The organism is Rhizobium tumorigenes, assembly GCF_003240565.2.
Classification (GTDB): Bacteria; Pseudomonadota; Alphaproteobacteria; order Rhizobiales; family Rhizobiaceae; genus Rhizobium; species Rhizobium tumorigenes.
Map to the genome: position 1 here is coordinate 20108 of NZ_CP117259.1, position 22693 is coordinate 42800.

A 22693-nucleotide genomic window follows, 5' to 3' on the forward strand; every position below is an offset into this window, starting at 1 on the left:
TAACCCGGACAACCGTGAAAGTTCGATCCTCATGAAGATTGCAGTGCTCAAGGAAACAAGAGCGGGTGAGAAGCGCGTCGCGCTGGCACCGGCGGTGACGGGCAAGCTCGTCAAGCTCGGCGCCGAACTTCATATGCAGTCCGGTGCCGGAGATGCCGCGAAGCTTCCGGACACCAGCTTTCAGCAGGTCGCATTCGAACCCGATCAGAAGGTGCTGCTCGGTGACGCCGATATCGTCCTCTGCGTCCAGGCTCCCGCCATTGCGACGGTCAAGATGATGAAGCCGGGCGCGATCCTGATTTGCCTCGTCTATGCCAACCGCGAGCAGCAACTGGTCAAGGCGCTGTGCGAGGACAAGATCACGACATTCGCCATGGAGACGGTGCCCCGCATCAGCCGCGCCCAGTCCATCGACGTGCTGTCGACCCAGTCGGCACTGTCCGGCTATTATGCGCCGCTGCTGGGGGCAGCCAACATGCCGCGAATCCTGCCGATGATGACGACCGCGGTCGGCTCGCTCAGGGCTGCCAAGGTGCTGGTCATGGGACTTGGTGTCGCCGGGCTACAGGCACTCGCAACGGCCCATCGTCTTGGCGCGATCACCGAAGGCTACGATGTTCGCCCCGAAACCAAGGAGCAGGCGCTGTCCGTCGGCGCCAAGTTCGTCGAGACCGGCGTCGATGCTCGCGGCGAGGGCGGCTATGCCCGGGAATTGACTGCCGAGGAAAAGCTGAAGGTCAATGCGGCCCTGACGCAGCATATCCAGGAGGCCGACCTCATCATCACCACGGCCGCCGTGCCCGGCCGCCCATCTCCAAAGCTGATCGACGCCCAGCAGCTCGCCGGCATGAAGCCGGGGTCCGTGATCGTCGATCTCGGTGCGGAAGGCGGTGGGAATTGCGTAGGGACAAAGCCGGGCGAAACCGTCGAGATCGGGCCGGTCACCATCTTGGCGCCGCTCAATGTTCCGTCTCATCTCGCCCAGCATGCGAGCGAACTCTACGCCAAGAACCTCCTCAATCTCCTCCAGCTGATCGTGCGCGATGGCAAGGTGGTGCTCGATTTTGAGGATGAGGTCATCGCCAAGACAGTCCTCACCCATGAAGGCGAGATGAGAAACCAGCCGGTGCCGAGCGTGGTCCAGTTGAAGACCCCCGAAGGAGCAGCCGTATGACCACCGACACATCCCTTACCTGGCTCATTGCCCTTTATATCTTCATGCTCGCTGCCATCACCGGCTACGAGGTCATCAGCAAGGTTCCCTCCATTCTCCACACGCCGCTGATGTCCGGCTCCAACTTCATCCACGGCATCGTCGTGGTAGGTGCGCTGCATGCGCTGTTCACGGCGACAAGCACCACCGCACAGGTTCTCGCCTTCGTTGCTGTGATGCTCGGAGCGGCCAATGCCGCCGGTGGCTACATCGTCACAGACCGGATGCTCGCCATGTTCCGTCCCAGCACCGAAAAGAAGGTTTGATCATGTTCCTTCAACATATCGAGGGGCTGAGCGGTCTGGTTGCCGCAGCTCTCTTCATATTCGGGCTGAAACGCATGTCGTCCCCCGTCACGGCACTTTCGGGGATCGTCGTTGCCGGGATCGGCATGGTCATCGCCGTCGCCGCGAGCTTTCTCGTGCTTGCCGATCTGCCAGAGGCAGCACAGCCGCGCATGCTGGCAAATATCGTACTTGCCGTTCTTGCGCTCGGTCTTGGCGGTGGCTGGGCATGGTGGAATGGCCGCAAGGTCGCCGTCACAGCGATGCCGCAGATGGTTGCGCTCTATAACGGCATGGGCGGCGGCGCGGCTGCGGCCGTTGCCGCAGTCGAACTTCTCAAGGTTGCTACGGCCGCGCCGCTGAATGCCTCCGTCACCATCGCCGGTGCGCTGATCGGCTCCATTTCGCTGACGGGCTCGGTCATCGCCTGGGCAAAGCTCGACGGCCGCATCGACAAGCCATGGCGCTTTACGGGCCAGCGCGTTGTCAACGGGCTGGTGTTCGTCCTTGCCATTGCACTTGGCACCTTGCTTGTCCTGCAGTACGGCGGCCTGCCCACCGTGGTCATCGCGCTCCTGTTCTTCGGCTGCGCTCTGGCTTTCGGCATCCTGATGACGCTGCCGATCGGTGGCGCCGACATGCCGGTGGTGATCTCGCTCTACAACGCCTTTACCGGCCTTGCCGTGGCGCTCGAAGGGTATGCCCTGCAAAATCCTGCGCTGATGATTGCCGGCATGGTGGTCGGGTCGGCCGGCACGATGCTGACCGTGCTGATGGCGAAGGCCATGAACCGGTCGCTTGCAAATGTGCTTTTCAGCAACTTTGGAGACGTCAGTGCCGCCTCGACATCAGACATCGCCGGCAGCATGAAGCCGGCAGACGCCGGCGATGCGGCAATCGCCATGCGCTATGCTTCCAGCGTCATCATCGTTCCGGGCTACGGCCTCGCCGTCGCTCAGGCGCAGCAGAAGCTCTACGAACTGGTGAAGATGCTGCAGGCGGCCGACGTCGACGTGAAATTTGCCATCCATCCGGTGGCGGGTCGTATGCCGGGGCACATGAACGTGCTGCTTGCCGAGGCTGGTGTTCCCTACGACATCATCTTCGATATGGAGGACATCAACGATGCCTTCGCGACGACCGATGTCGCCCTTGTCATCGGCGCCAACGATGTCGTCAATCCGGCGGCGCGCACCGACAAGTCCTCTCCGATCTACGGCATGCCGATCCTCAACGTCGATCAGGCGCACCAGGTCTACGTCGTCAAGCGAGGACAGGGCAAAGGCTATGCCGGCGTCGAGAACCTGCTGTTTTACGGCGACAACTGCAACATGGTCTATGGCGACGCCCAGGCCGTGATTACCCAGATGGTCCAGGCCATCAAGGAGCTCGGAGGCTGATCCGGCATCCGCTTCTAACCGGTGGCGCCATGGGAAATCGGACGCGCCGCACACTGCGAAAGGTAAGTAACATGGCATATGCAACCATCAATCCCTACACGGGCGAAACGTTGAAAACCTTTGCCGACGCCACGGACGCCGAGGTAGGCACGGCAATCGACAAAGCGCACGCCGCCTTCCTGTCATGGAAAACGGCTTCGTTCGCGGACCGCGCAAAGGTCATGCAGAATGCGGCCGGCCTTCTGCGTCGGGATATCGACAGCTACGCCAATCTGCTGACCCTCGAGATGGGCAAGGTGATATCGGAAGCCCGGGCAGAAGTGGAACTGTCGGCAGCTATCTTCGAATACTACGCGAACAACGCCGAAAGACTGCTTGCCCCACAAAAGCTGCCGGTGGCCGACCCTGCGGAAGGCGAGGCGACGCTGGTGCACGAACCCCTCGGCGTCCTCCTCGCCATCGAACCCTGGAATTTCCCTTATTACCAGATCGCGCGGATCATCGCCCCGCAGCTGTCGGCGGGCAACACCATGCTGCTCAAGCACGCCTCGAACGTGCCGCAAAGTGCGGCGGCGTTTGAGGGGCTGATGAAGGAAGCCGGCTTGCCCGTCGGTGGATTCCAGAACCTCTATGCCACCCGCTCGCAGATCGAGATGATTCTCAACGATCCCCGCGTGCACGGCGTCGCCCTGACCGGTTCCGAAGGCGCGGGCGCCATCGTCGCTTCTCAGGCCGGCAAGGCCCTGAAAAAATCGACCATGGAACTCGGTGGTGCCGACGCTTTCGTCGTGCTTACCGATGCCGACATGGAAAAGACCGTCAAATGGGCAGTCTTCGGACGGCACTGGAACGGCGGCCAGGTGTGTGTGTCCTCCAAGCGCATGATCATCCTCGATGGCGTCTACGATGCGTTTCTCGAGAGCTATACCAAAGGCGTCGCAGGCCTGCGTGCCGGCGATCCTTTCGCACCGGAAACAACGCTCGCGCCGATGTCGTCGCAGGGTGCTGCCGATGAAATCCGGGAGAAGATTGCACAAGCCGTTGCCCTCGGCGCGACGGCCACCGAGGTCGGACCCAGCGTTCCCAACCGGGGAGCATTCGTGCAGCCGACGATCCTCACCAACGTCTCCGACGAAAATCCTGCCCGCTATTGGGAATTCTTCGGTCCTGTCTCCATGCTGTTTCGCGCCAAGGACGAGGACGATGCGATCCGCATCGCCAACGACTCGCCCTTCGGCCTCGGTGGCTCGGTGTTCACCTCCGATACGAAGCACGGTGCGGAAGTTGCAGCGAAGATCTCCACGGGCATGGTGTTCGTCAACCATCCGACGATGGTGAAGGCCGATCTGCCCTTCGGCGGCGTCCGCCGCTCCGGTTACGGGCGGGAGTTGCTCGACCTCGGGATCAAGGAGTTCGTCAACCACAAGCTGATCAATATCGTCGACATAGACGCACCCTTCTAAGCAGAAATGTCTCCCTGCCGCGGCGGACGCTTCGGTGCCATGACAGGGAGGCTTAATCCCCTTTTGCAGACCTACCCAACCCCGGTGCCAGAATGTTCGAGACACGCATCCGTCGCAAATCGCTGCTGGACAAAATAACCACCCCGGAGGCCGCAGCCGCCCTGATCAGGGACGGCATGATCATCGGAATGAGCGGCTTCACGAGGGCAGGCGACGCCAAGGCGGTGCCGGTCGCGATGGTCGAACGTGCCAAGACCGATCCATTCAAGATTACGCTGATCACCGGCGCATCTCTCGGCCATGACATTGATCGCATGCTGACCGAGGCGAAAATTCTGGCGCGCCGGATGCCGTTCCAGGTCGACACGACGTTGCGTGCCGCGATCAATCGCGGCGAGGTGATGTTCATCGACCAGCATCTGTCCGAGACGGTCGAACATCTCCGCTCCAACCAGCTCGGTCCGATCGACTACGCCGTCATCGAGGCGACGGCGATTACCGAAGAGGGCGGCATCGTGCCGTCCACCTCTATCGGCAACTCGGCAAGTTTCGCGATCCTTGCCAAGCAGATCATCATCGAGATCAACCTCAGCCAGCCGCTGGCGCTCGAAGGCCTGCACGACATATATATCCCCACCAAACGTCCGTCGCGCGAGCCGATCCCGGTCGTTGCCTGTGACAGCCGCGTCGGCCTGCCCTATGTGCCGATCGATCCGGACAAGATTGCCGCCATCGTCATCACCGGGCAGAAGGACAGCTTCTCGTCCGTCGAGGCACCTGACGCCGAGACGGAAGCAATTGCAGGCCACCTGATCCGCTTCATGGAGCAGGAGGTGGCAAGCGGCCGGCTCGACCTTTTCCTGCAGCCATTGCAGGCGGGGATCGGTACGATCGCCAACTCGGTGCTTTCAGGATTGGGGAAGGGGCCGTTCCATGACCTCCGAATGTACAGCGAGGTCCTCCAGGACAGCACCTTCGACCTGTTCGATGCCGGCAAGCTTGCGTTTGCCTCGGGATCCTCGATCACGCTTTCGGCCGGATGCGCCGAGCGAGTGTTCGGTGACTTCGACAGATACAAGGACAAGCTTGTGCTGCGCCCGCAGGAAATTTCCAACCATCCAGAGGTGATCCGGCGTCTCGGGGTAATCGGGATCAACACCGCGCTGGAGGTCGACATCTACGGCAATGTCAATTCCAGCCACGTCAATGGCACGCACATGATGAACGGTATCGGCGGTTCCGGAGATTTCGCGCGCAACGCCTATCTGTCCGTCTTCGTTACGAAGTCGCTGGCCAAGGGCGGCAGCATTTCCTCGGTGGTCCCAATGGTCAGCCACGTCGACCACACCGAGCACGATGTCGATATCATCGTCACCGAAAATGGCCTCGCGGATCTGCGCGAACTCGCGCCGCGCGAACGGGCGGCGATGATCATCGCCCGGTGTTCCCATCCGTCCTATCGCGAGCAACTCGAGGATTACCTGGCACGCGCCACCGCGCGCGGCGGCCATACCCCGCACCTGCTCGAAGAGGCGCTATCGTGGCACATCCGCAAGCAGACGACGGGAACCATGCTGCGCTGATCTCAGACCGCGCCTAAAGCGCGGTCATTTCCCCGCGCAGTTTCAGCGCCAGATCCGGGGCATCCGAGGTCAGGTGACCGATGCCGCGCGTAAGCCATCTGCGGATAGTCTCCTCGTCATTCACCGTCCAGACGCACAGGTCTTCGATCGGAACAGCGCCGGTGATGACGTCCCATTCCGCCTCCAGCAATTCGTGGTGTACGGCGACCAGTTTGGCGAGGCCGTCGACCTTCTCGAGGAATCGCGAGATTCCGCCGTGCTTTTCCGCCGATATGGCGCTGATCGAGACGAGGCGGGCGATGGCTGGCGCCTGGCGGCGGCAATCCTCCAGAACGGACGTATCGAAGGATGTCAGGCAGCTACGGCTGCCGATGCCGAAACCTCCGATCTCACCAGCGACCCGCTCGACGATGCCCTGATGGGGCGTGCCGTTCTCGTCGGACTTGATCTCGATATGAAAGGCAAGCCGGTCGGCCGGTGCCAGCACTTCCAGAACCTCGGAAAGCGTTGGCATAGCCTCGTGCGTATCCTTCAGCATTACCTTCTGGCGAGCTTCAGGCGAGAGGGCGCGAACCGGGCCGGTATGATCCGTCGTTCGGTCCAGCGTTGCGTCGTGGATGACGACGAGTTCACCGGCCGTGGTCAGGTGGACGTCGAATTCCACCGCGTCGACGCCGAGATCGAGAACGTTGCGAAAGCCCGTCAGCGAGTTTTCGGCCCAGAGATTGCGGGCGCCGCGGTGGCCGGTGATGAGTGTCATGGAGAATGTTTCCTGGTGGGTGGATGTTACCGTGTTGTCGGGTCGAGCTTGTCGCGCAGCCAGTCGCCGACCAGCGAGATCGACAGGGTAGTGAGCATGATGACGGCCGAGGGCGCCAGCATGATCCACGGTGCGCGGGTCAGGTATTCTCGCCCGAAGCCGACCATGTTGCCAAGACTCGATTCCGGCGGCTGGACCCCGAGGCCGAGGAAGGACAGGCTGCTTTCCATCAGGATGATTTCCGGAAATGTCAGCGTCATCGAAACGATCAGCGTCGAGGCGACGTTCGGCAGGATGTGACGGAGGTAGACGCGGAACGGGGATGCGCCGAGCTGCACGACCGCTGCAGCATAACCCTGGGCGCTGGCGGAAATGGCCAGCCCGCGGGCGATACGGGCATAGCGTTCCCAGCCGTAGAAACCCATGAGGCAGACGACCAGTGTCATCGACGAGCCAAAGAAGGCAAGCACCGCCAAGGACATGATCAGGAACGGCAGGGCCGCCTGGAAGTCCGCCAGGACCAGAACGAGATGTTCCACAATGCCGCGGAATTTTGCGGCAGCAAAGCCGAGCGCCGTGCCGAAGAAGGCCGATATCATCGTCGCCCCGAAGGCAATGATCAGCGACACCTTGATCGACTGGAGCAACCGTGAAAACACGTCGCGACCAAGCTCGTCCGTGCCGGCCCAGTGCTTGAAATGGCCCGGCGCGACAAGACGGCTGCTGAGGTCCATCGTCGTGATGCCGTAGGGGCGCAACTGATCGGCAAAGATCGCGACGATTATCATCGCCACAAGCCAGACGATCCCAAGCCCGATGCTGAAGGGGACGTTGCGCCATAACCAGCCGAGCGGTCCCCGGCTCCTGCTCGTTGTCACGGGAATGGATGTCGCATCTACCGTCGTCATGTCTGAAGTCCTCAATGTGCCGACTGGGCGCGCAGGCGTGGATCGAGCCAGCCGTAGAGCATGTCGACGATCAGATTGGAGATAACCATCGTCGCGGCGATCAGCAGCAGGATGCACTGGACGACCGCGAGATCGCGGTTGCTGACCGAGACCACCAGAAGACGGCCGATGCCCGGCCATGAAAAGATCGACTCCACGACGACGGCGCCGGCAATCAGCGTGCCGACCAGGAAGCCGACGATTGTCACGATCGGCACGGCGGCGTTCGGCAATGCATGTTTCCACACAACGTCGCGCCATTTGAGGCCCTTTGCCGAAGCTGTGCGGACATAATGCTGGCCCATCACCTCGATCATCGCACTGCGCGAAAAGCGAGCCAGGATACCGATATAGCCAATGCTCATGGTCACGATCGGCAGGATCATCTGCTGCCAGGTGCCTTGGCCACCGGATGGCAGCAGACCGAGGATCACCGAGAAGATCAGCACCAGCAGCAATCCCATCACGAAGGAGGGAACGGTGAAACCGAGGATCGCGGCCATGATGACGCTGCGGTCGGCAAAGCTCTGGCGATGCAGGGCGGCATAGACACCCGCCGGAATGCCGATCAGGAGTTGCAGGCAAAGAGCCGGGATCGTCAATTCCAGGGTTGCCGGGACGCGGTCGATGACCAGCTGGAGCGCAGAGGCCCTGTCGCGCATGGAAACGCCAAAATCACAGGTGAGGATGGACTTCATATAGGCGAAATACTGGACCCACAGGGGCTGATCGAGACCCCAGGCCTTGCGAAAGGCATCGACGGCTTCCTTTGGCACGTCGGGACCGAGCATCACCTGCGCCGGATCGCCCGACATGCGCAGCACGACGAAGGCGAAGGTGACGACCGCCACAATGGTGATTAGTGCCCGAAGGATCCGGACGAGAACGAAACGCAGCATGTCTATCTCCCGCTATGCGGCAATCGAGGCGTCGCCGGTCTTCACCAGGTGACAGGCGGCAGTCCGGCCATCGCCGATGGTCTGCAAGGCAGGCACCGTCGTGCGGCATATCTCGGCTGCAATCGGGCAGCGCGGATGGAAGGCACAGCCGGAAGGCCGATTGGCAGGGTTCGGCGGCTCGCCCTGCAGGATCACCCGGCCCTCAAGCTGTCTGCCCGGGACAGGCACGCTGGAGACGAGCGCCTTGGTGTAGGGATGCTGCGGCGAACTGAAGATCACATCCGAGGAGGCTTCCTCGACGATCCGCCCGAGATACATCACGGCAACGCGGTCGGCGATGTTGCGAACGACCTTCAGGTCATGGCTGATGAACACCATGGCAAGCCGGTTTTCCGCCTGCAGGTCGCTCAGCATGTTCACCACCTGCGCCTGGATCGACACATCGAGCGCCGACACGGGCTCGTCGCAGACGATCAGCTTCGGGCGTGAGGCCAGCGCTCTGGCGATGACAGCGCGCTGCCGTTGGCCGCCGGACAGTTCATGGGGATAGCGGTCGGCCTGGTCCTGGCGCAACCCGACTGCGGACATCAACTCGGTGACGCGCAGGTTGCGCTGTTCCTTGGGCACAAGCCGGTGGATCTCGAGGGGCTCGCGGATCTGGGCGGAAATCGTCAGGCGCTTGTCGAGCGCTGCCAGCGGATCCTGATGGACGAATTGCATCTTTGCCCGCCATGCCCGCCAAAGGCGGGTTGCCACGGCTGGCATGGGCTTGCCCTCGAACAGGACCTCGCCCGACTGGACGGGATCGATGCCGAGCAGCATCCGGCCGAGCGTCGACTTGCCCGACCCAGATTCCCCGACGATCCCGAGCGTCTCGCCGACGTTGACGGATAGCGATATGCCGTCGACGGCCCGCACAGGTGTGGGCCTGCCGAAAGCACCGGTCGGGATATGATAGGTTCGAACGAGGTTTCTCGCCTCGAGAAGCGGCGTCACGAGGCAACCTCTTCCGCAACGCGGGACGGAGAGCTCACCAGTTCACGCGTGGGCACGGGGCGCAGGCAAGCGAGCTTCCTGCCATCCTCGAGTGTCTCGAAAGCCGGCATCTCATGACGACAGTTTTCCACGGCGCGCGCACAACGTGGCGAAAATGCACAGCCGGATGGCATGTGCTTCGGGTTAGGGACAGTGCCGGGAATGGGGACCAGGCGCTTGCGTGGCCCGTCGATGGTCGGAATGGCGTCGAAAAGGCCACGTGTATAGGGATGGCGCGGCTCGGAGAAGAGCTGGGCAATGCTGCCCTCTTCGATGATCCGGCCGGCATACATGACGCAGATCCGTTCGCAGACCTGTGAGACCGCGCCGAGATCGTGGCTGATGAAAACGGTCGCCATACCGGTCTCCGCCCGAATCTGGATCAGCAGATCGAGAATCTGCGCCTGGATCGTCGCATCGAGCGCCGTTGTCGGCTCATCGGCAATCAGCAGATCGGGTTCGCCGGCCAGCGCCATGGCGATCATCAGTCGCTGACATTGGCCGCCGGAAAATTCATGCGGATAGAGATCGACGCGACGGCGGGCGTCGGGGATGCCGACGATGTCCAGCAGCCGCAGTGTTTCTGCCGCTGCGGCTGCTCCGTGCAGTCCGCGGTGGAGCGCAAGCGCCTCGGCAATCTGTCGACCTATGCGCTGCACGGGGTTGAGCGAACTCGACGGGTCCTGGAAAATGATCGCGATGCGGCCGCCTCTGACCTGTTCGAGCACCGAGCGGGGGGCGCCGCAGAGTTCCCGGCCTTCGAGCGTCACGGAGCCGCTGATCTGGGCCCGGCGCGGCAGAAGGCCCAGCGCTGCCAACCAGGTGACGGACTTGCCGCAGCCGGATTCACCGACAAGCCCGACGGATTCCCCTCGTCTTATGTCGAGATCGATGCCGTGAAGCACGGGAACGCCCTCGAACGCGACCTTCAGATTGCGGAGCTCTACGAGATTGGTTTGCAACGGGACGGTCTCCCTCTAAATGACGGCGCTCGTATCGAAGTCCGGGCGGGAGGCGCTTGGACAGGCCGTGTCTGGTACAAAAAATGCCCCGGCAGCATCACGCAGCCGAGGCAAATAGGTGGGGGTCTCAGCTGGCCCAGTTGTTGGCGCGGAAGTCCATGGCGAAGGCGGGCGCTGCCTTCCATTTCAGGGACGATTTCATGCCGGTAAATACCGCGTTCTGGTGGAGGACCTGGTAGGCCGGATCTTCGCGCTCGCAGATCTCGAGCATGCGAGCAAATGCCTTCTTGCGGGCCGCGCGGTCTGTCGATGTCTCGAGAATTCCAGACATCTGGTTTGCCTCGGCGTTGAACCAGTCCTTCTGCTGCTGGGTATCGCTGTTCGGTCCGAACTGGCTGACAATGCAGGAGACCGGATCGTTGAAGGCCGGGGATGCGGACCAGTCGCGCACCCCCTTCAGGCTGCTTGCATCCTGGATCTGGGCCCAGTTCTCCTTCATCTGGATCTCGACATTGATGCCGACCTGCTTCCACATCTCCACCATGATCTGGCCGTTGGCCGTCTGGTTGGTGTAGTAGTTGTTGAGCAGGCGGAAGGGGATGGCATCGCCCTTGTAGTTGGCTTGCTTCAGGAGATCCTTGGCCATCTCCGGATTGTATTCCGGGACCGTCCATCCCTTGATGAACATCTCGCCATAGGACTCGAATTGCAGGCCGGCCGGTATGTTCGTCTTGCCCGCCCACAGGGCATCGACGATGGCCTGGCGATCGATCGCATGGGTCATGGCACGGCGCACCAGCGGGTTGGCGAGCACCGGGTTCTGGGTGCTGAACACCGAGATGCGGTGGTTGAAAATGGTCGAGCCCTGAACCTCGAAGCCCGAAGTTGCCTGGACGGCACCGATCTGGTCCGGCGGCAGGTCGCAGGCGAAATCAAACTGGCCGGAGAGAAGGCCGTTCACGCGCGACGAGACTTCAGGCACTTCGACGAAGCGGATTTGCTCGAGCGGAGGGCGGCCGCCCCAGTACTGGTCGAAGGCCAGCAGCGTCAGGGATACGTCCGGCTTGTACTCGCCGACCATGTAGGCGCCTGTCGTGATCGGCTTGCGTGCCCAGTCGAGGTAGGAGGCTGCTTCATCCCAGGCGCGGCGATTGGCGATCTGGCTGCCGAACGCGTAAAGCCGGCCTTCGAGCGTGACATCCGGCGTGACATTGTGGAACCGTACCGTGTACTTATCGACGGCCTCGACACCGGCCAGTGAGGGCCAGAGACGTCGACCGACGCCCGGGAAGGTGGCAGGCAGTTCCTTTGCCGTCGTCGGCTTGTTGTCGGCCTCGAAAATGGTCTTGCCGCCTGCAGGCTGGCTGTTGCCGAAGACGCGCTGCGGCGAGAAGCTGAACACGACGTCATCGGCGGTCAGCTCGTCGCCATTGTGGAACTTGACGCCCTGGCGGAGCTTCAGTTCGAGCGTTTTTTCGTCGATGCGTTTCCACTCGGTGGCAAGACCAGGGATCGGCTCCTGGTTACCCATCCAGTTGCGGACGATCAGGCCTTCCCACAGATTGGGGAAGAATATGCGCTCGCCGACGTTCGACTGCTCGTACCAGATATCCAGCGTGTTGTTGATGGTGATCTTCTGGACTGCGACCGTGATGGACGGGCGCTTGCCCTGGCCCATCGACAGTTTCGGGAGCATGAGACTGCCGGCTGTCCCGCCGATCAGACCGAGGGCTGCACGCCGATTGAGTGAAATCATGGTAGTCTCCTGTGAGCGGCATTGAGCCTCGTCGCAGGGGAGGGGTATCCGCTCGCTGGATGTCACGTCGTTGAAACTGGGGTGAATTTTTGGTGACACGGGTGCATCAGGCAGTCATCCGTTCAACCATGGGAAAGACGAGCGCAGAGCGGAAGAGCAGATTTTCGCCAGCGGCGAATGCGCAAAACTGCGCTCGTGCGGCCGTAAGCGACGGTTGGCGAAAGGCGCCTTGGCGAGCCGTTCCCTTCGATCGACATGCCTATGCCCGCTCTGGCGGGCATAGGTCGTTCGGGTAGCGTTGTTGGCTAGAGGTTGCCGAGGAGGTCGTTGACGCGCGACTCCATATCCTTGAGGGCAGCGCCCACATCCTTCTGGCCGGTGACGGCCGAGCTCATTTCCTGGCCGATGATGTCCTGAATGGCGAACTGGCGCTGGACTGCGGAGGGAAGCGGCGTGCCGAGTGTCGTGATGGAAGAAATGGTGTCACGATGCGGCAGTGCCAGGAATTCCTTGGATGTCAGTACGGCCTTTATCGCCGGCAGATGGCCGGTGCGCGACCAGTCGAAGTCGTTGTCGTGGAAGAATTTGAGGAACTTGCCGATGGCGGCCATCTGTTCCGGCGAGCGATCCTTCTGCGATACAGCCCAGCTATGTCCATCGGCATACTGCGCCTTCTTGCCGGGGAAGAGCTGCGGATAAGGGTAGACTGCGTAGCCGCCGGCATTGAGCGAGGTCCCGGCCTTTTCCGACGACGCGGTATAGTCGCCGATCATCCACGTGCCGTTCAGGTGAACGCCGCCTTCGCCGGCCAGGAATGCATTGATGCTGGCAGAGTAGTCGAGATCCTTGGTCGTGTCGCCATTGTCGAAGATAGCCTTGTACATCTCAACGACTTTTCTGGCTTCCGGCGTATCGAGCTTCACATGCTTGGGATCGGCGAAGAAATCGGAATCCTGCTGAAACAGGTAGGTGTAGAGATTGCGGGTATAGAGAGCGACCTCGTTGGCAAGGTTCTGGACGAAATAGGGCTTGCCGGTCTTTTCCCGGAATTGCTTTGCCTGCGCCAGAAGCTCGTCGACGTTTTTCGGTAGTATCGGTGTGCCGTCGGCATTGACGAGACCGGCCTTCTTGAAGAGACCCATGTTGATGTGAAAGAGCATTGTCCAGTTGTCGATCGGCAGGCCGTAGATCTTGCCTTCCTTGGTAACGCCGCTGAGGCTTGCCTCTGTGAAATCGGTAGAGGCGACACCGACAGATTTCAGGATATCGTCGAGCGGCATCAGCAGACCTCTCGAGGCATAGTCGCCGAGCACTGACTGGTGGATCGTGACGATATCCGGCGGGTCGCCAGCGGCGAACTGGGCCGTCAGCTGATCATAACCCGGCCATTCCACTGTGGTGACGCTGACATGCACATCGGGATTGTCGGCGTTGAACTTGTTGATCAGCGACGTCATGATGCCGCATTCGCCCACCGCCTTGGAGACATCGGTGTTGGTGCCGAAATCCGCATCGCAGGCGCCGAAGAAGCGCTGCACCGAGAGTTCGGTTGCGGCAAAGGCAGGACTTGCCCCGGCGAGAGCAACAACCGAAGCCGCCGCCAGCAGATATCTCCTGAAAATATGCGTCATATCATCTCCTCCTCGTGGGGTCGTTAACCCCTGTTGGCCCCTCCCAGGGCATTGTCTCGACGTGTCAGGCGCGTGGTAGTTCAGCGGACGGCGTTACCCGAGACCGCCGTGACGATGTACTTCTGGAAAAACAGGTAGAGAACGAGCACCGGCGCGCCGGCAAAGACCGCCTGCGCCATCAGGAAGCCCAGTCCCTCCGACTGGGCAAAATTGCTTTGCGTCGACGCCATGCCGACGGTCAGCGTGAACATGTCCTTGCGCGTGCCCGAGATCAGCGGCCAGAGGTATTCGTTCCAGGAATTCAGGAAGGTAAAGATCCCGAGGGTCGCCTGTGCCGGGATGGTGAGCGGCAGAAGGACCTTCCAGAAGATCTTGAACCGGCTGGCATTGTCGAGCAAAGCCGCCTCGTCGAGTTCCTTCGGAATGGCGCGGAAATACTGGGTCATCAGGAACACGCCGAATGGCGCCGAAAGGCCAGGCAGGATCAGCCCCTGATACGTATTGTGAAATTTCAGCCAGCTGAAGATCTGGTGGCGGGCAATCAGCACGGCCTGCTCGGGAACCGCAAGGCCTAGCAGCACGATGATGAACAGCACGTCGCGGTAGGGGAAGTTCAGCCGGGCGAAACCATAGCCGGCGAGCGATGCGAGGATCAGGGTCATGATGGTCATCGTGCCCGACACGATCAGGCTGTTGAGTATCCAGCGGAAGACCGATGACGTGCCCAGAATGTCGATGTAGTTCTTGATCGTGTAGGGAGCCCGGAAGACGGCATTCATATCCGTCATCAGTTCCTTGTTTTCCTTCAGCGAAAGGGCGACGACCCAGACCACCGGCGCCATCATCACGATGGCAACGGCAATCACCAGCCCCAGGATTATGCGATCGCCGACGGAGCTTCCAATCGTGGTGGATGTGGGGTTGATGCTCATCCTTCTTCCCCTTGCCGGCGAGAGAACAGGTATTGTGCCATGGCCGCAATCAGGATCAGCACGAACAGCACCTCGGAAGCGGCAGCACCGAGGCCGAGATCCCACTTGGTGAAGGCAGTCTCATAGATGTAATAGACGATCGGCTTCGAAGCATTGTTCGGGCCACCCTGGGTCAGCAACTTGGACTGGCCGAACAGCTGGAACTGCAACACGATCTGGATGATGACCACGAGCACGAAGGTGCGCCGTATCGAGGGCAGGGTGATGTACCACAGCACGCGCCAGCGGCTGGCATTGTCGAGCGCCGCAGCCTCGTAGATATCGCCGGGTATCTGCTGCAATGCCGAGAGGAAGAGCATCATCGGCAGTCCGATGCACCACCAGATGGTGGCGATGGCAATGGCGATCATCGCCAGGTCCTGATTGGACAGGAAGGCCGGCGCGGTCGCCCCGAACCAGCCATAGATGGTCGTCAGCAATCCGAAATTCGGCACGAAGACGATCCGCCAGATCAGCGTCACGATTGTTACCGACAGCACCGAGGAGGAGAAATAGACTGCGCGGAGGATGGTGGCGGTGCGCGTCTTGCGGTTCAGCCCCAGCGCCAGCAGCAGGCCCATGACCGCGAGAAGCGGCACAGTGAGGGCAACGAAATAGAAGGTGTTGCCAATCGACTGCAGGAATATCTTGTCGTTGTAAAGCCTCAGATAATTGCCCAGGCCGACGAATTTTCCGACGCCGAAGGTGTCCGCCTTATGGACGCTCAGCCACATGCCCCAGAACAGCGGCACGACCAGCAGCGTCACGAAGAAGAATAGGAAGGGCACGATGAAGAGCGCATTGCGCCACTGCGGAGCGTTGACGCCCAGGTGACGGCGGCGTCCAACCGCTGATACCGCAGGACGTGCGAGGGAAAGCGCGGCCTCAGCCATGAAGGCTCTCCTCGCAATGCCACGCGCGTCCATCCACATCGAAGAGATGCACTCTGGTTCCGTCGATGGTGAGGGAGACGGTATCGCCGACAGCCACTCGGCTGTTGCCGATGTCTTCGGCGACGATGATGCTTTCGTCAGCCAGCCGCACGTAAAGCAGTGTCCGGTCGCCGAGCCGCTCCAGCACATCCACCTTGCCCGTCACGGCGGCTGGCGCCGATCCTGCGAGCTTCACCGCCTCGGCGCGGATGCCGAGCGTGTAGTCGCCTCCGGCAGCGATGCCACCGGGCCGGATGGCGGTCTCCACCGTGCTGCCATCGGCAAGGGTCGCCTGAAGGAAACCGTCGCGCTCCGACAGCTTTACGGACAGGAAGTTCATCGTCGGCGAACCGACGAACGCGGCGACGAAACGGCTGGCCGGTCTTGTATAGATATCCATCGGCGAGCCGATCTGCTCGATCCGGCGGTTGTTCATCACCACGATGCGATCAGCCAGGGTCATGGCTTCGATCTGGTCGTGGGTGACGAAGACCATCGTCGACTGCACGCGGTTTCGCAACTGCGCCAGTTCAAGCCGGGTGCGCACCCGCAGCGCCGCATCGAGATTGGACAGCGGCTCGTCGAAGAGAAAGGCCTTCGGTTCCTTGACGATGGCGCGGCCGATGGCGACGCGCTGGCGCTGGCCGCCGGAAAGCTGGCCGGGTTTGCGATCGAGCAGATGGCCGATTTCCAGCATGCGGGCTGCTTCCGTCACGCGGGCGTCGATCACATCAGCTGCAACTTTGATGTTGCGCAAGCCGAAAGCCATGTTGTCTGCGACGGTCATGTGCGGATAGAGCGCGTAGCTCTGGAACACCATGGCAACGTCGCGCTGGCCGGGCGGGAGCGTATCGATCCGCTGCCCGTTGATCGAGATCGTGCCCTCGTCGACGGTTTCGAGCCCGGCAATCATCCGCAGCAGAGTAGACTTGCCGCAGCCGGAAGGCCCGAGGAACACCATGAACTCGTTGGCCTTGATGGTCAGCGACAAGCTGTCGAGCACCGTCAGGGCGCCGAAACGTTTGCTGACATTCAGAATTTCGATATCAGCCGTCATGTCGGCACCTGCGCGCCAGACGCTGAAACGGAAATTCTGATATCGATATGCGAGCAGCAACCGCTACAGATGAACCTGCCAGCGGTTGCGGCGAAGTTCTTCTCGGTCCACGACTGCGCCAAAATAGAAGCTATTGCTTCCATCTTCTCCTCCCAGAGACGTCAGGCATCGCTGCAAAGACGTTAAGACAAATGTTGATAATGTCAACAGATAGGCGATATGTATCGCCTATCGTGATATATAAAAATCAGGCCTGAAGCCGGATCATGCGGTAGGAAAGCGGCGCAATCGACGCGCTGAGCGTTCCGTCAGACACGCTCGCACCGGCCGCTTTGCGCGGGACGATATTGTCAGGCTTGCCGGCGGTGTTGGTGATTGCGAGATCGGGATGCGCAATCTCCTGATCGTCGATCACCGCCAGGGTGCCGAATTCCAGAAGGGCGATGCCCAGATCCAGCGCTTCCTGCTGGTGCCGGTTGACGATGAAGAAAGTGATCGTCCGGGACGTGTCGTCATGGACGGCCGAGATGTCGAGATAGGGGATGTCGCCAAGGCCATCGGCCGCATAGGTGGGGCTGTCGACGATCAGCTTCAGCGCGGTGCCGCGGCCATAGACCGATGCGAAATAGTACGGGTAGTAGATGGTCTGTCGCCAGGCCGGGCCGCCCGGTACGGTCATGATCGGGGCAATGACGTTCACCAGCTGCGCAAGGCAGGCAATCTTCACGACATCGGCGCGGTTGATGAAGGTGTTGAGGATGCAGCCGACCTGCAGGACATCCTCGAAATTGTAGTCGTCCTCCAGAAGCGCCGGCGCATGGGGCCAACCGCTGGCGCCTTCGAGGATCGCCTTGTCGCGCTCCTTGGAATGGTACCAGACGTTCCATTCGTCGAAGGAAATATAGACGTTCTTGGTCGAGCGCTTCTTCGCCTTGATGAACTCGATGACGCCAGCGACTGTACCGATGTAATTGTCGAGTTCGACGCTTTTTGCGAGGAAATTCGCAGTGTTTTTAGCGCGATTCTCGAAATACATATGCAGCGAGATATAATCGACTTCGTCATAGGTATGATCGAGGACCGTGGCTTCCCACTGGGGGTAGGTTGGCATGTGGGCGTTGGACGAGCCGCATACGACCAGTTCCAGCGAACTGTCGAAGGCCCGCATCGCCTTGGCGGTCTCGTGCGCCAGCCGTCCATATTCGTCCGCCGACTTGTGTCCGATCTGCCAGGGGCCGTCCATCTCGTTGCCGAGGCACCAGAGCTTGACGTCGAAAGGTTCGGCGCGGCCGTTGTCGCGTCGCTTGTCGCTCCATTCGCTGCCGCCGGGATGGTTGACGTATTCGAGGAAATTGCGGGCCTCGTCGAGGCCGCGCGAGCCGAGATTGACGGCGAGCATCATCTCGGTGTTGGCCGACTTGCACCAGTCTGCGAATTCGTGAATTCCGACCTGGTTGCTCTCGGATGTGTGCCACGCAAGGTCGAGCCGCGTTGGGCGGCTCTCTCGCGGACCGACGCCGTCTTCCCAGTTATAGGCCGAAACGAAGTTGCCGCCGGGATAGCGTACGACCGGAACGTTCAGCTCCTTGACGAGATCGATGACGTCCTGGCGCATGCCGTTCGCATCTGCGGTCGGATGGTCCGGTTCGTAGATGCCGGTATAGACGGCGCGGCCGAGGTGCTCGATAAACGAGCCGTAGAGGCGCGGATCGATTTCGGAGATCGTGAATCGGCTGTGCGCGGTGACCGCAACTTTCATGGCATCCTCCACTATATCTTATTTCGTGATTTGTATCACGATTTAGGGATAATAAAGCGGATGGCCTTGGCGGGGTCAAGCGGAATTTTATGAAGCTTTCGGCTCGCGGCGAGTCTTCAGCCGCAGCAGGATATCCTGGTCGTAATTTCCGAACCCTCGTCCGAAAATGTTAATCCCGCCCGGATGCTTGGCATCGTCCCGCACCCCTATGCGCAGGCGGATGGAGTGGTGCTCCTCGAGTTTCAGGTCTGCCAGCGAAATGTCGGAGATCCGCAATCCGTCGACAAAGGCGCCGTCGTCGGTGATGCGGAAATTCTTGAGCTTTCCGTATTGGGAGCCCTTCAGTTTCCACCAATCGGGGGTGAAGACGCCGCGTTTGTCGCCGAAATCGCCGGGAGACGTCCAGGTGCCGACATCGACGCCGTTGACCGAGAGGGTGATATCCGAAGGCCAGTCGGCGCTGGTGCCGGGTACTTCCGAGCTCAGTTCCATGACGAATTCTATTTCGCGGACGCTGGTATTGGTCAGCCGCGCATTGTTCGGGAACTGGTATTCGACATGGCCGCGGGTGAACCAGATGAGTGCGGTTTTCATACGGTCCGGGTCGAGAAATGTGCTGGGAACGTCGAGCAATCCGATGATGCCGTCGACCGAACAGAGGCCGCAGGGAGCTGTCACCTCGAAGCTGGTGTAGAGACCAAGCGGCATGGAAACTTCCACGGCGTCCGCTTCGGTTTCCTTGATGTCGTTCTTGAAGACAACGAGAACTTCGTCGTAGACGCTGTAACAGACCTTTTGGTTGCCTTTTCGAGCCTTGTGCGTCTCGGTGCGGATCAGCCCGGCCTCTTCCAGCATCTGGACATTCGTCGATACGCTCGATTGTGGCAGCGACAGGATATCGGCGATCTCGTTGACATTGAGAGGCCCCTTTTCGTGCAGCAATTTGAGGATGGAAACCCGCGCAGGCGAGGCGAGGCCCTTCAGCACGGACATGTCTTGCACGGGGTCGACGACAAGGAAATTGCGGCTCATGAAAGTCCGATCAGCCTTCAGCAAATGGATGATCTTCTATATCGAGAATTTTGATTTATTCAATCGTGCATCAAGCGTTACGTTGAACTGGCGGGGGTCGGCTTGTTATCAGACCTGGTGCGGCGGCATCGCTCCGAGCAGAACCTGACATCGCTCCAGCTGGCCGCCCATTTCTTGCGCCAGGTGAAGGGCAGGCCGCATGATGCGCAGATCTTCGTAGGCAAGTCCGCCTTCTTTTTCATTTTCGGCATGGTGCGGGTCTCGTCATGGAGAGGCGGGGCTTCATCAGACTTTCTCGCCGGCATCGAGTTTCTGGAGAAACGCAGCAGCGCTGGCCCTATATGATTGCCGCTTGCCATCCTCCATACGGTTCCAGGATGCGTAGACCTGCGCCAGGCGGTGATTTTTCGACAGGACGGGTTTGTTGCGATCGAGGAAGTCCCAATAGAGCGCGTTCAGCGGACAGGCATCGTCGCCGACCTTCTTCGATACGTCGTATCGGCAATCTTTGCAGTAGTCGGACATCCGGTCGATATAGGCGCCGCTGGCGGCATAGGGTTTGGACGCCATGAAGCCACCATCGGCAAACTGGCTCATGCCGATCACGTTTGGAAGCTCCACCCATTCGAAGGCGTCCGCATAGACCGACAGGTACCATTCGTGGACGGCGTGGGGATCGAGGGCAGCCAGCATCGAGAAATTGCCGACCACCATGAGGCGGTGGATATGGTGCGCATAGGCATGAGTCATGGTTTGCGTGATGACAGTCGAAAGGCAGGTCATCTCGGTGTCGCCGGTCCAGAAAAATTCCGGTAGCGGCCGGCTGGCGTCGAAGACATTGCTGTTTTCATATCCTGGCATCTTCAGCCAGTAGATGCCTCTTATATATTCTCGCCAGCCAATGATCTGGCGAATGAAGCCCTCCACCGCATTCAGCGGCGCCGATCCTTCCAGATAGGCCCGCTCAGCCGCACGGCAGACAGCGAGGGGGTCTAGCAGGCCGATATTGATATAGAACGACAGCAGTGCGTGGTTGAGAAACGGCTCGTCTCTCAGCATCGCGTCCTGGGTTTCGCCGAAGTTCGGTAGAAAATCGTGGATGAAAGCCTCGGATGCAGTCTCTGCATCGGCGCGGGTCACAGCAAAACCGAATTTCTTCGTGGAGCCCATGTTCCCGGCAAAGGAACGCTCGACGAGATCGAGAACCTCGGTGGTGATTGTGTCCGGTGGAAAAACCGGATGCTTCGGGCGAAACATGTCCGGTTTTGCCGGCTTTCGATTTTCGGCATCGAAGTTCCATTTGCCGCCCTCAGGTTCCGCACCTCGCATCAGCAGGCCGGTTTTGCGGCGCATGTCACGATAGAAATATTCCATCGTCAGCGAGCGTCTTCCCGCTGCCCATTCCCGGAACATGGCCACGGAGCACAGAAACCGAGTGTCGTTCCTGATTTCGACGGGGACTTCGAGGGTCGATTTCCAACCCTCCTGCGACTCCAAGACCCGCCATTCGGAACCTTCGGTGACGACGACGCCCCGAGGCGACACGGCGGCAACGGCGCGGGCGAGTTCGCCGGTAAACGAGCCGGTATTCTGGGGGTCGTCCAGTCGCGTGTATCGCAGCTCAAAACCCTTGGCACGCAACTCCTCGCCGAAATGCCGCATGGCCGAGAAAATCAGCGCTATCTTCAATTTATGATGCGGCACATAGCTCGCTTCTTCGATGACCTCGCACATCAGGATCACATCCTGTTCCGGATCGGCGTTCTCAAGGCTGGAGAGGGAGGAGGACAGCTGATCGCCGAGAACGAAGATGAGGTGACGGACGGGCTGCATCGCAGGGCTTTCAGGTGAGGGACATCGTTTGGTGCAATCCCTTACGCTGCCGAGGCGTCACCGGATCTTTTGAAAGCCGCACTCTCCGCTCGGCAATGTAGGGGATGCCGCGTTGAATTCCGGCGCACACGCCATATGTCCATTCCGGAACTGAGTGGACGGGTGTTGCCCTGCTGCCGGTCCGAACGAGGAGGCTCTCTTGAACAACCTGGATGGAACTGTGTGCCTGGTGACAGGCGCAGGCCGGGGCATAGGTCGTGAAATTGCCCGTCATCTCGCCAAGGCCGGTGCCGCAGTCGCAGTCGTGGCGCGGACGAGCAGTGAGATCGGCGAAACGGAATCGCTCATCCGAGAGGAGGGCGGGACGGCGGTTGCTCTGCCGGTCGACTTGGTCGATCGGCATGCGGTGGAGCGGGCAGTTGCACTCATCGCTGAAAAACTCGGTCCGGTCGATCTGCTGGTCAACAATCACGGCTCCTTCCGTGCGTTCGGGCCGATCTGGGAATGCGATCCCGATGTCTGGTGGCAGGACGTCGAAATCAATCTGCGCGGCAGCTTTCATACGTCGCGATCGCTCGCACCCGCGATGCTCGAGCGCGGCAAGTGCCGCATCGTCAACCTTGTCGGCGGCGGCACCGGCAACAGCTTTCCGAACGGCTCCGGCTATGCCTCGAGCAAGGCCGCGATCATGCGCTTTACCGAATGCCTCAACGATACCACCAGGGAGGGTGGGGTTCTCGCCTTCGCGGTGGATCCGGGACTGGTGCGGACGACCATGACTGAAATGCAACTCCTCTCGGATGACGGAAAGAAGCACCTTCCCGCAATCCAGCAGCTGTTTGCCGATGGCGTCGACGTACCTCCGTCGCGTGCCGCCGGCCTCATCGTCGATATCGCCAGCGGTCGCTTCGATGCGCTGTCGGGGCGTTTGCTGCGCGGCGCCGACGATCGCGACCTGCTGGAGAAGGAGATGAAAGAAGTGGTCGCTACCGATGGCAGAGCACTGCGCTTCACCAGCCTGTTTCCGGAATAAGGACGCTCCTCTGGATTGCGGATGAGTACCGATACCCGTGGATGCAATCATGACGAGGTTGCCAATGACGGGTGTTTTTGACAATTTGGACTATTAACTGCGCATAGAGTTATATTGCATTGAATTGCCAGCAGGCAGATTCC

The 22693-nt window shown here is 60.6% G+C and carries 20 protein-coding genes; 6 read left to right on the forward strand and 14 right to left on the reverse strand.

Going from position 1 to position 22693, the window contains the following annotated elements; genetic code table 11:
* Nucleotides 1-31: 31 nt before the first annotated feature.
* From PR017_RS25710 to PR017_RS25730, 5 genes are all read left to right on the forward strand, one after another.
* Nucleotides 32-1174, forward strand: coding sequence for an NAD(P) transhydrogenase subunit alpha (locus PR017_RS25710; RefSeq protein ID WP_240539037.1), 1143 nt, complete (start codon nt 32-34; stop codon nt 1172-1174).
* Nucleotides 1171-1479 carry an NAD(P) transhydrogenase subunit alpha part 2 gene (locus PR017_RS25715; RefSeq protein WP_111221185.1) on the forward strand — a complete coding sequence of 103 codons (309 nt, stop codon included), beginning with the start codon at nt 1171-1173 and terminating at the stop codon, nt 1477-1479. Before PR017_RS25710 ends, PR017_RS25715 begins: the two co-directional genes overlap by 4 nt.
* 2 nt (nt 1480-1481) lie before the next feature.
* Nucleotides 1482-2897 (forward strand): NAD(P)(+) transhydrogenase (Re/Si-specific) subunit beta, encoded by a 1416-nt coding sequence (locus PR017_RS25720; protein ID WP_111221248.1) that lies wholly within the window; start codon nt 1482-1484, stop codon nt 2895-2897.
* Nucleotides 2898-2968: 71 nt separating this feature from the next.
* Nucleotides 2969-4360 (forward strand): NAD-dependent succinate-semialdehyde dehydrogenase, encoded by a 1392-nt coding sequence (locus PR017_RS25725; protein ID WP_111221186.1) that lies wholly within the window; start codon nt 2969-2971, stop codon nt 4358-4360.
* A 92-nt stretch (nt 4361-4452) separates the two neighbouring features.
* A complete protein-coding gene (locus PR017_RS25730) occupies nt 4453-5943 on the forward strand; it encodes a succinyl-CoA:acetate CoA-transferase ScpC (RefSeq protein WP_111221187.1) in 1491 nt (496 codons plus the stop codon).
* Nucleotides 5944-5956: 13 nt separating this feature from the next.
* Here PR017_RS25730 and PR017_RS25735 read toward each other — a convergent pair whose 3' ends face one another.
* The 14 genes from PR017_RS25735 to PR017_RS25800 all read right to left on the reverse strand — a co-directional run bounded on the left by PR017_RS25735 (nt 5957) and on the right by PR017_RS25800 (nt 21517).
* Nucleotides 5957-6703, reverse strand: coding sequence for a glycerophosphodiester phosphodiesterase family protein (locus tag PR017_RS25735; protein ID WP_111221188.1), 747 nt, complete (start codon nt 6701-6703; stop codon nt 5957-5959).
* A gap of 26 nt (nt 6704-6729) precedes the next feature.
* Nucleotides 6730-7611 carry an ABC transporter permease gene (locus PR017_RS25740; protein ID WP_111221189.1) on the reverse strand — a complete coding sequence of 294 codons (882 nt, stop codon included), beginning with the start codon at nt 7609-7611 and terminating at the stop codon, nt 6730-6732.
* Between the two features lie 11 nt (nt 7612-7622).
* Nucleotides 7623-8549, reverse strand: a complete 927-nt coding sequence (locus PR017_RS25745) for an ABC transporter permease (RefSeq protein WP_111221190.1) — start codon at nt 8547-8549, stop codon at nt 7623-7625.
* 12 nt (nt 8550-8561) lie between these two features.
* The gene (locus PR017_RS25750; RefSeq protein WP_111221191.1) at nt 8562-9545 is read right to left on the reverse strand and encodes an ABC transporter ATP-binding protein; all 984 of its coding nucleotides are present in this window, start codon (nt 9543-9545) and stop codon (nt 8562-8564) included.
* Nucleotides 9542-10546, reverse strand: a complete 1005-nt coding sequence (locus tag PR017_RS25755) for an ABC transporter ATP-binding protein (RefSeq protein ID WP_111221192.1) — start codon at nt 10544-10546, stop codon at nt 9542-9544. The genes PR017_RS25750 and PR017_RS25755 overlap by 4 nt, the downstream gene beginning before the upstream one ends.
* Nucleotides 10547-10673: 127 nt before the next feature.
* Nucleotides 10674-12302, reverse strand: coding sequence for an ABC transporter substrate-binding protein (locus tag PR017_RS25760; protein ID WP_111221193.1), 1629 nt, complete (start codon nt 12300-12302; stop codon nt 10674-10676).
* A 305-nt stretch (nt 12303-12607) separates the two neighbouring features.
* On the reverse strand, nt 12608-13933 hold the full coding sequence (locus PR017_RS25765; protein ID WP_111221194.1) for an extracellular solute-binding protein: 1326 nt from the start codon (nt 13931-13933) through the stop codon (nt 12608-12610).
* An 80-nt stretch (nt 13934-14013) separates the two neighbouring features.
* On the reverse strand, nt 14014-14865 hold the full coding sequence (locus tag PR017_RS25770) for a carbohydrate ABC transporter permease (RefSeq protein ID WP_111221195.1): 852 nt from the start codon (nt 14863-14865) through the stop codon (nt 14014-14016).
* On the reverse strand, nt 14862-15797 hold the full coding sequence (locus PR017_RS25775) for a carbohydrate ABC transporter permease (RefSeq protein WP_111221196.1): 936 nt from the start codon (nt 15795-15797) through the stop codon (nt 14862-14864). Before PR017_RS25775 ends, PR017_RS25770 begins: the two co-directional genes overlap by 4 nt.
* The gene (locus tag PR017_RS25780; protein WP_111221249.1) at nt 15790-16893 is read right to left on the reverse strand and encodes an ABC transporter ATP-binding protein; all 1104 of its coding nucleotides are present in this window, start codon (nt 16891-16893) and stop codon (nt 15790-15792) included. The genes PR017_RS25775 and PR017_RS25780 overlap by 8 nt, the downstream gene beginning before the upstream one ends.
* Nucleotides 16894-17140: 247 nt before the next feature.
* Entirely contained in the window at nt 17141-18652 is a 1512-nt protein-coding gene (gene arfA / locus PR017_RS25785; protein ID WP_111221197.1) for an arabinosylfuranosidase ArfA, read from the reverse strand.
* Between the two features lie 87 nt (nt 18653-18739).
* Nucleotides 18740-19684 (reverse strand): ArsR/SmtB family transcription factor, encoded by a 945-nt coding sequence (locus PR017_RS25790; RefSeq protein WP_111221250.1) that lies wholly within the window; start codon nt 19682-19684, stop codon nt 18740-18742.
* Nucleotides 19685-19761: 77 nt separating this feature from the next.
* Nucleotides 19762-20043, reverse strand: coding sequence for a DUF2256 domain-containing protein (locus PR017_RS28635; protein ID WP_425070062.1), 282 nt, complete (start codon nt 20041-20043; stop codon nt 19762-19764).
* Nucleotides 19970-21517 carry a cryptochrome/photolyase family protein gene (locus PR017_RS25800; protein ID WP_111221198.1) on the reverse strand — a complete coding sequence of 516 codons (1548 nt, stop codon included), beginning with the start codon at nt 21515-21517 and terminating at the stop codon, nt 19970-19972. The genes PR017_RS28635 and PR017_RS25800 overlap by 74 nt, the downstream gene beginning before the upstream one ends.
* A 199-nt stretch (nt 21518-21716) precedes the next feature.
* Here PR017_RS25800 and PR017_RS25805 point away from each other — a divergent pair, with 199 nt between their 5' ends.
* Complete coding sequence (locus tag PR017_RS25805; protein ID WP_111221199.1) at nt 21717-22550, forward strand: SDR family NAD(P)-dependent oxidoreductase; 834 nt, start codon at nt 21717-21719, stop codon at nt 22548-22550.
* The last annotated feature ends 143 nt before the right edge of the window (nt 22551-22693 follow it).

Bases quoted from the DNA above. Each gene is read 5' to 3' on its own strand.
- PR017_RS25710 (WP_240539037.1), top strand. From the start codon at position 32: ATGAAGATTGCAGTGCTCAAGGAAACAAGAGCGGGTGAGAAGCGCGTC.
- PR017_RS25715 (WP_111221185.1), top strand. From the start codon at position 1,171: ATGACCACCGACACATCCCTTACCTGGCTCATTGCCCTTTATATCTTC.
- PR017_RS25720 (WP_111221248.1), top strand. From the start codon at position 1,482: ATGTTCCTTCAACATATCGAGGGGCTGAGCGGTCTGGTTGCCGCAGCT.
- PR017_RS25725 (WP_111221186.1), top strand. From the start codon at position 2,969: ATGGCATATGCAACCATCAATCCCTACACGGGCGAAACGTTGAAAACC.
- PR017_RS25730 (WP_111221187.1), top strand. From the start codon at position 4,453: ATGTTCGAGACACGCATCCGTCGCAAATCGCTGCTGGACAAAATAACC.
- PR017_RS25735 (WP_111221188.1), bottom strand. From the start codon at position 6,703: ATGACACTCATCACCGGCCACCGCGGCGCCCGCAATCTCTGGGCCGAA.
- PR017_RS25740 (WP_111221189.1), bottom strand. From the start codon at position 7,611: ATGACGACGGTAGATGCGACATCCATTCCCGTGACAACGAGCAGGAGC.
- PR017_RS25745 (WP_111221190.1), bottom strand. From the start codon at position 8,549: ATGCTGCGTTTCGTTCTCGTCCGGATCCTTCGGGCACTAATCACCATT.
- PR017_RS25760 (WP_111221193.1), bottom strand. From the start codon at position 12,302: ATGATTTCACTCAATCGGCGTGCAGCCCTCGGTCTGATCGGCGGGACA.
- PR017_RS25765 (WP_111221194.1), bottom strand. From the start codon at position 13,933: ATGACGCATATTTTCAGGAGATATCTGCTGGCGGCGGCTTCGGTTGTT.
- PR017_RS25770 (WP_111221195.1), bottom strand. From the start codon at position 14,865: ATGAGCATCAACCCCACATCCACCACGATTGGAAGCTCCGTCGGCGAT.
- PR017_RS25775 (WP_111221196.1), bottom strand. From the start codon at position 15,797: ATGGCTGAGGCCGCGCTTTCCCTCGCACGTCCTGCGGTATCAGCGGTT.
- PR017_RS25780 (WP_111221249.1), bottom strand. From the start codon at position 16,893: ATGACGGCTGATATCGAAATTCTGAATGTCAGCAAACGTTTCGGCGCC.
- arfA (WP_111221197.1), bottom strand. From the start codon at position 18,652: ATGAAAGTTGCGGTCACCGCGCACAGCCGATTCACGATCTCCGAAATC.
- PR017_RS25790 (WP_111221250.1), bottom strand. From the start codon at position 19,684: ATGAGCCGCAATTTCCTTGTCGTCGACCCCGTGCAAGACATGTCCGTG.
- PR017_RS28635 (WP_425070062.1), bottom strand. From the start codon at position 20,043: ATGGCAAGCGGCAATCATATAGGGCCAGCGCTGCTGCGTTTCTCCAGA.
- PR017_RS25800 (WP_111221198.1), bottom strand. From the start codon at position 21,517: ATGCAGCCCGTCCGTCACCTCATCTTCGTTCTCGGCGATCAGCTGTCC.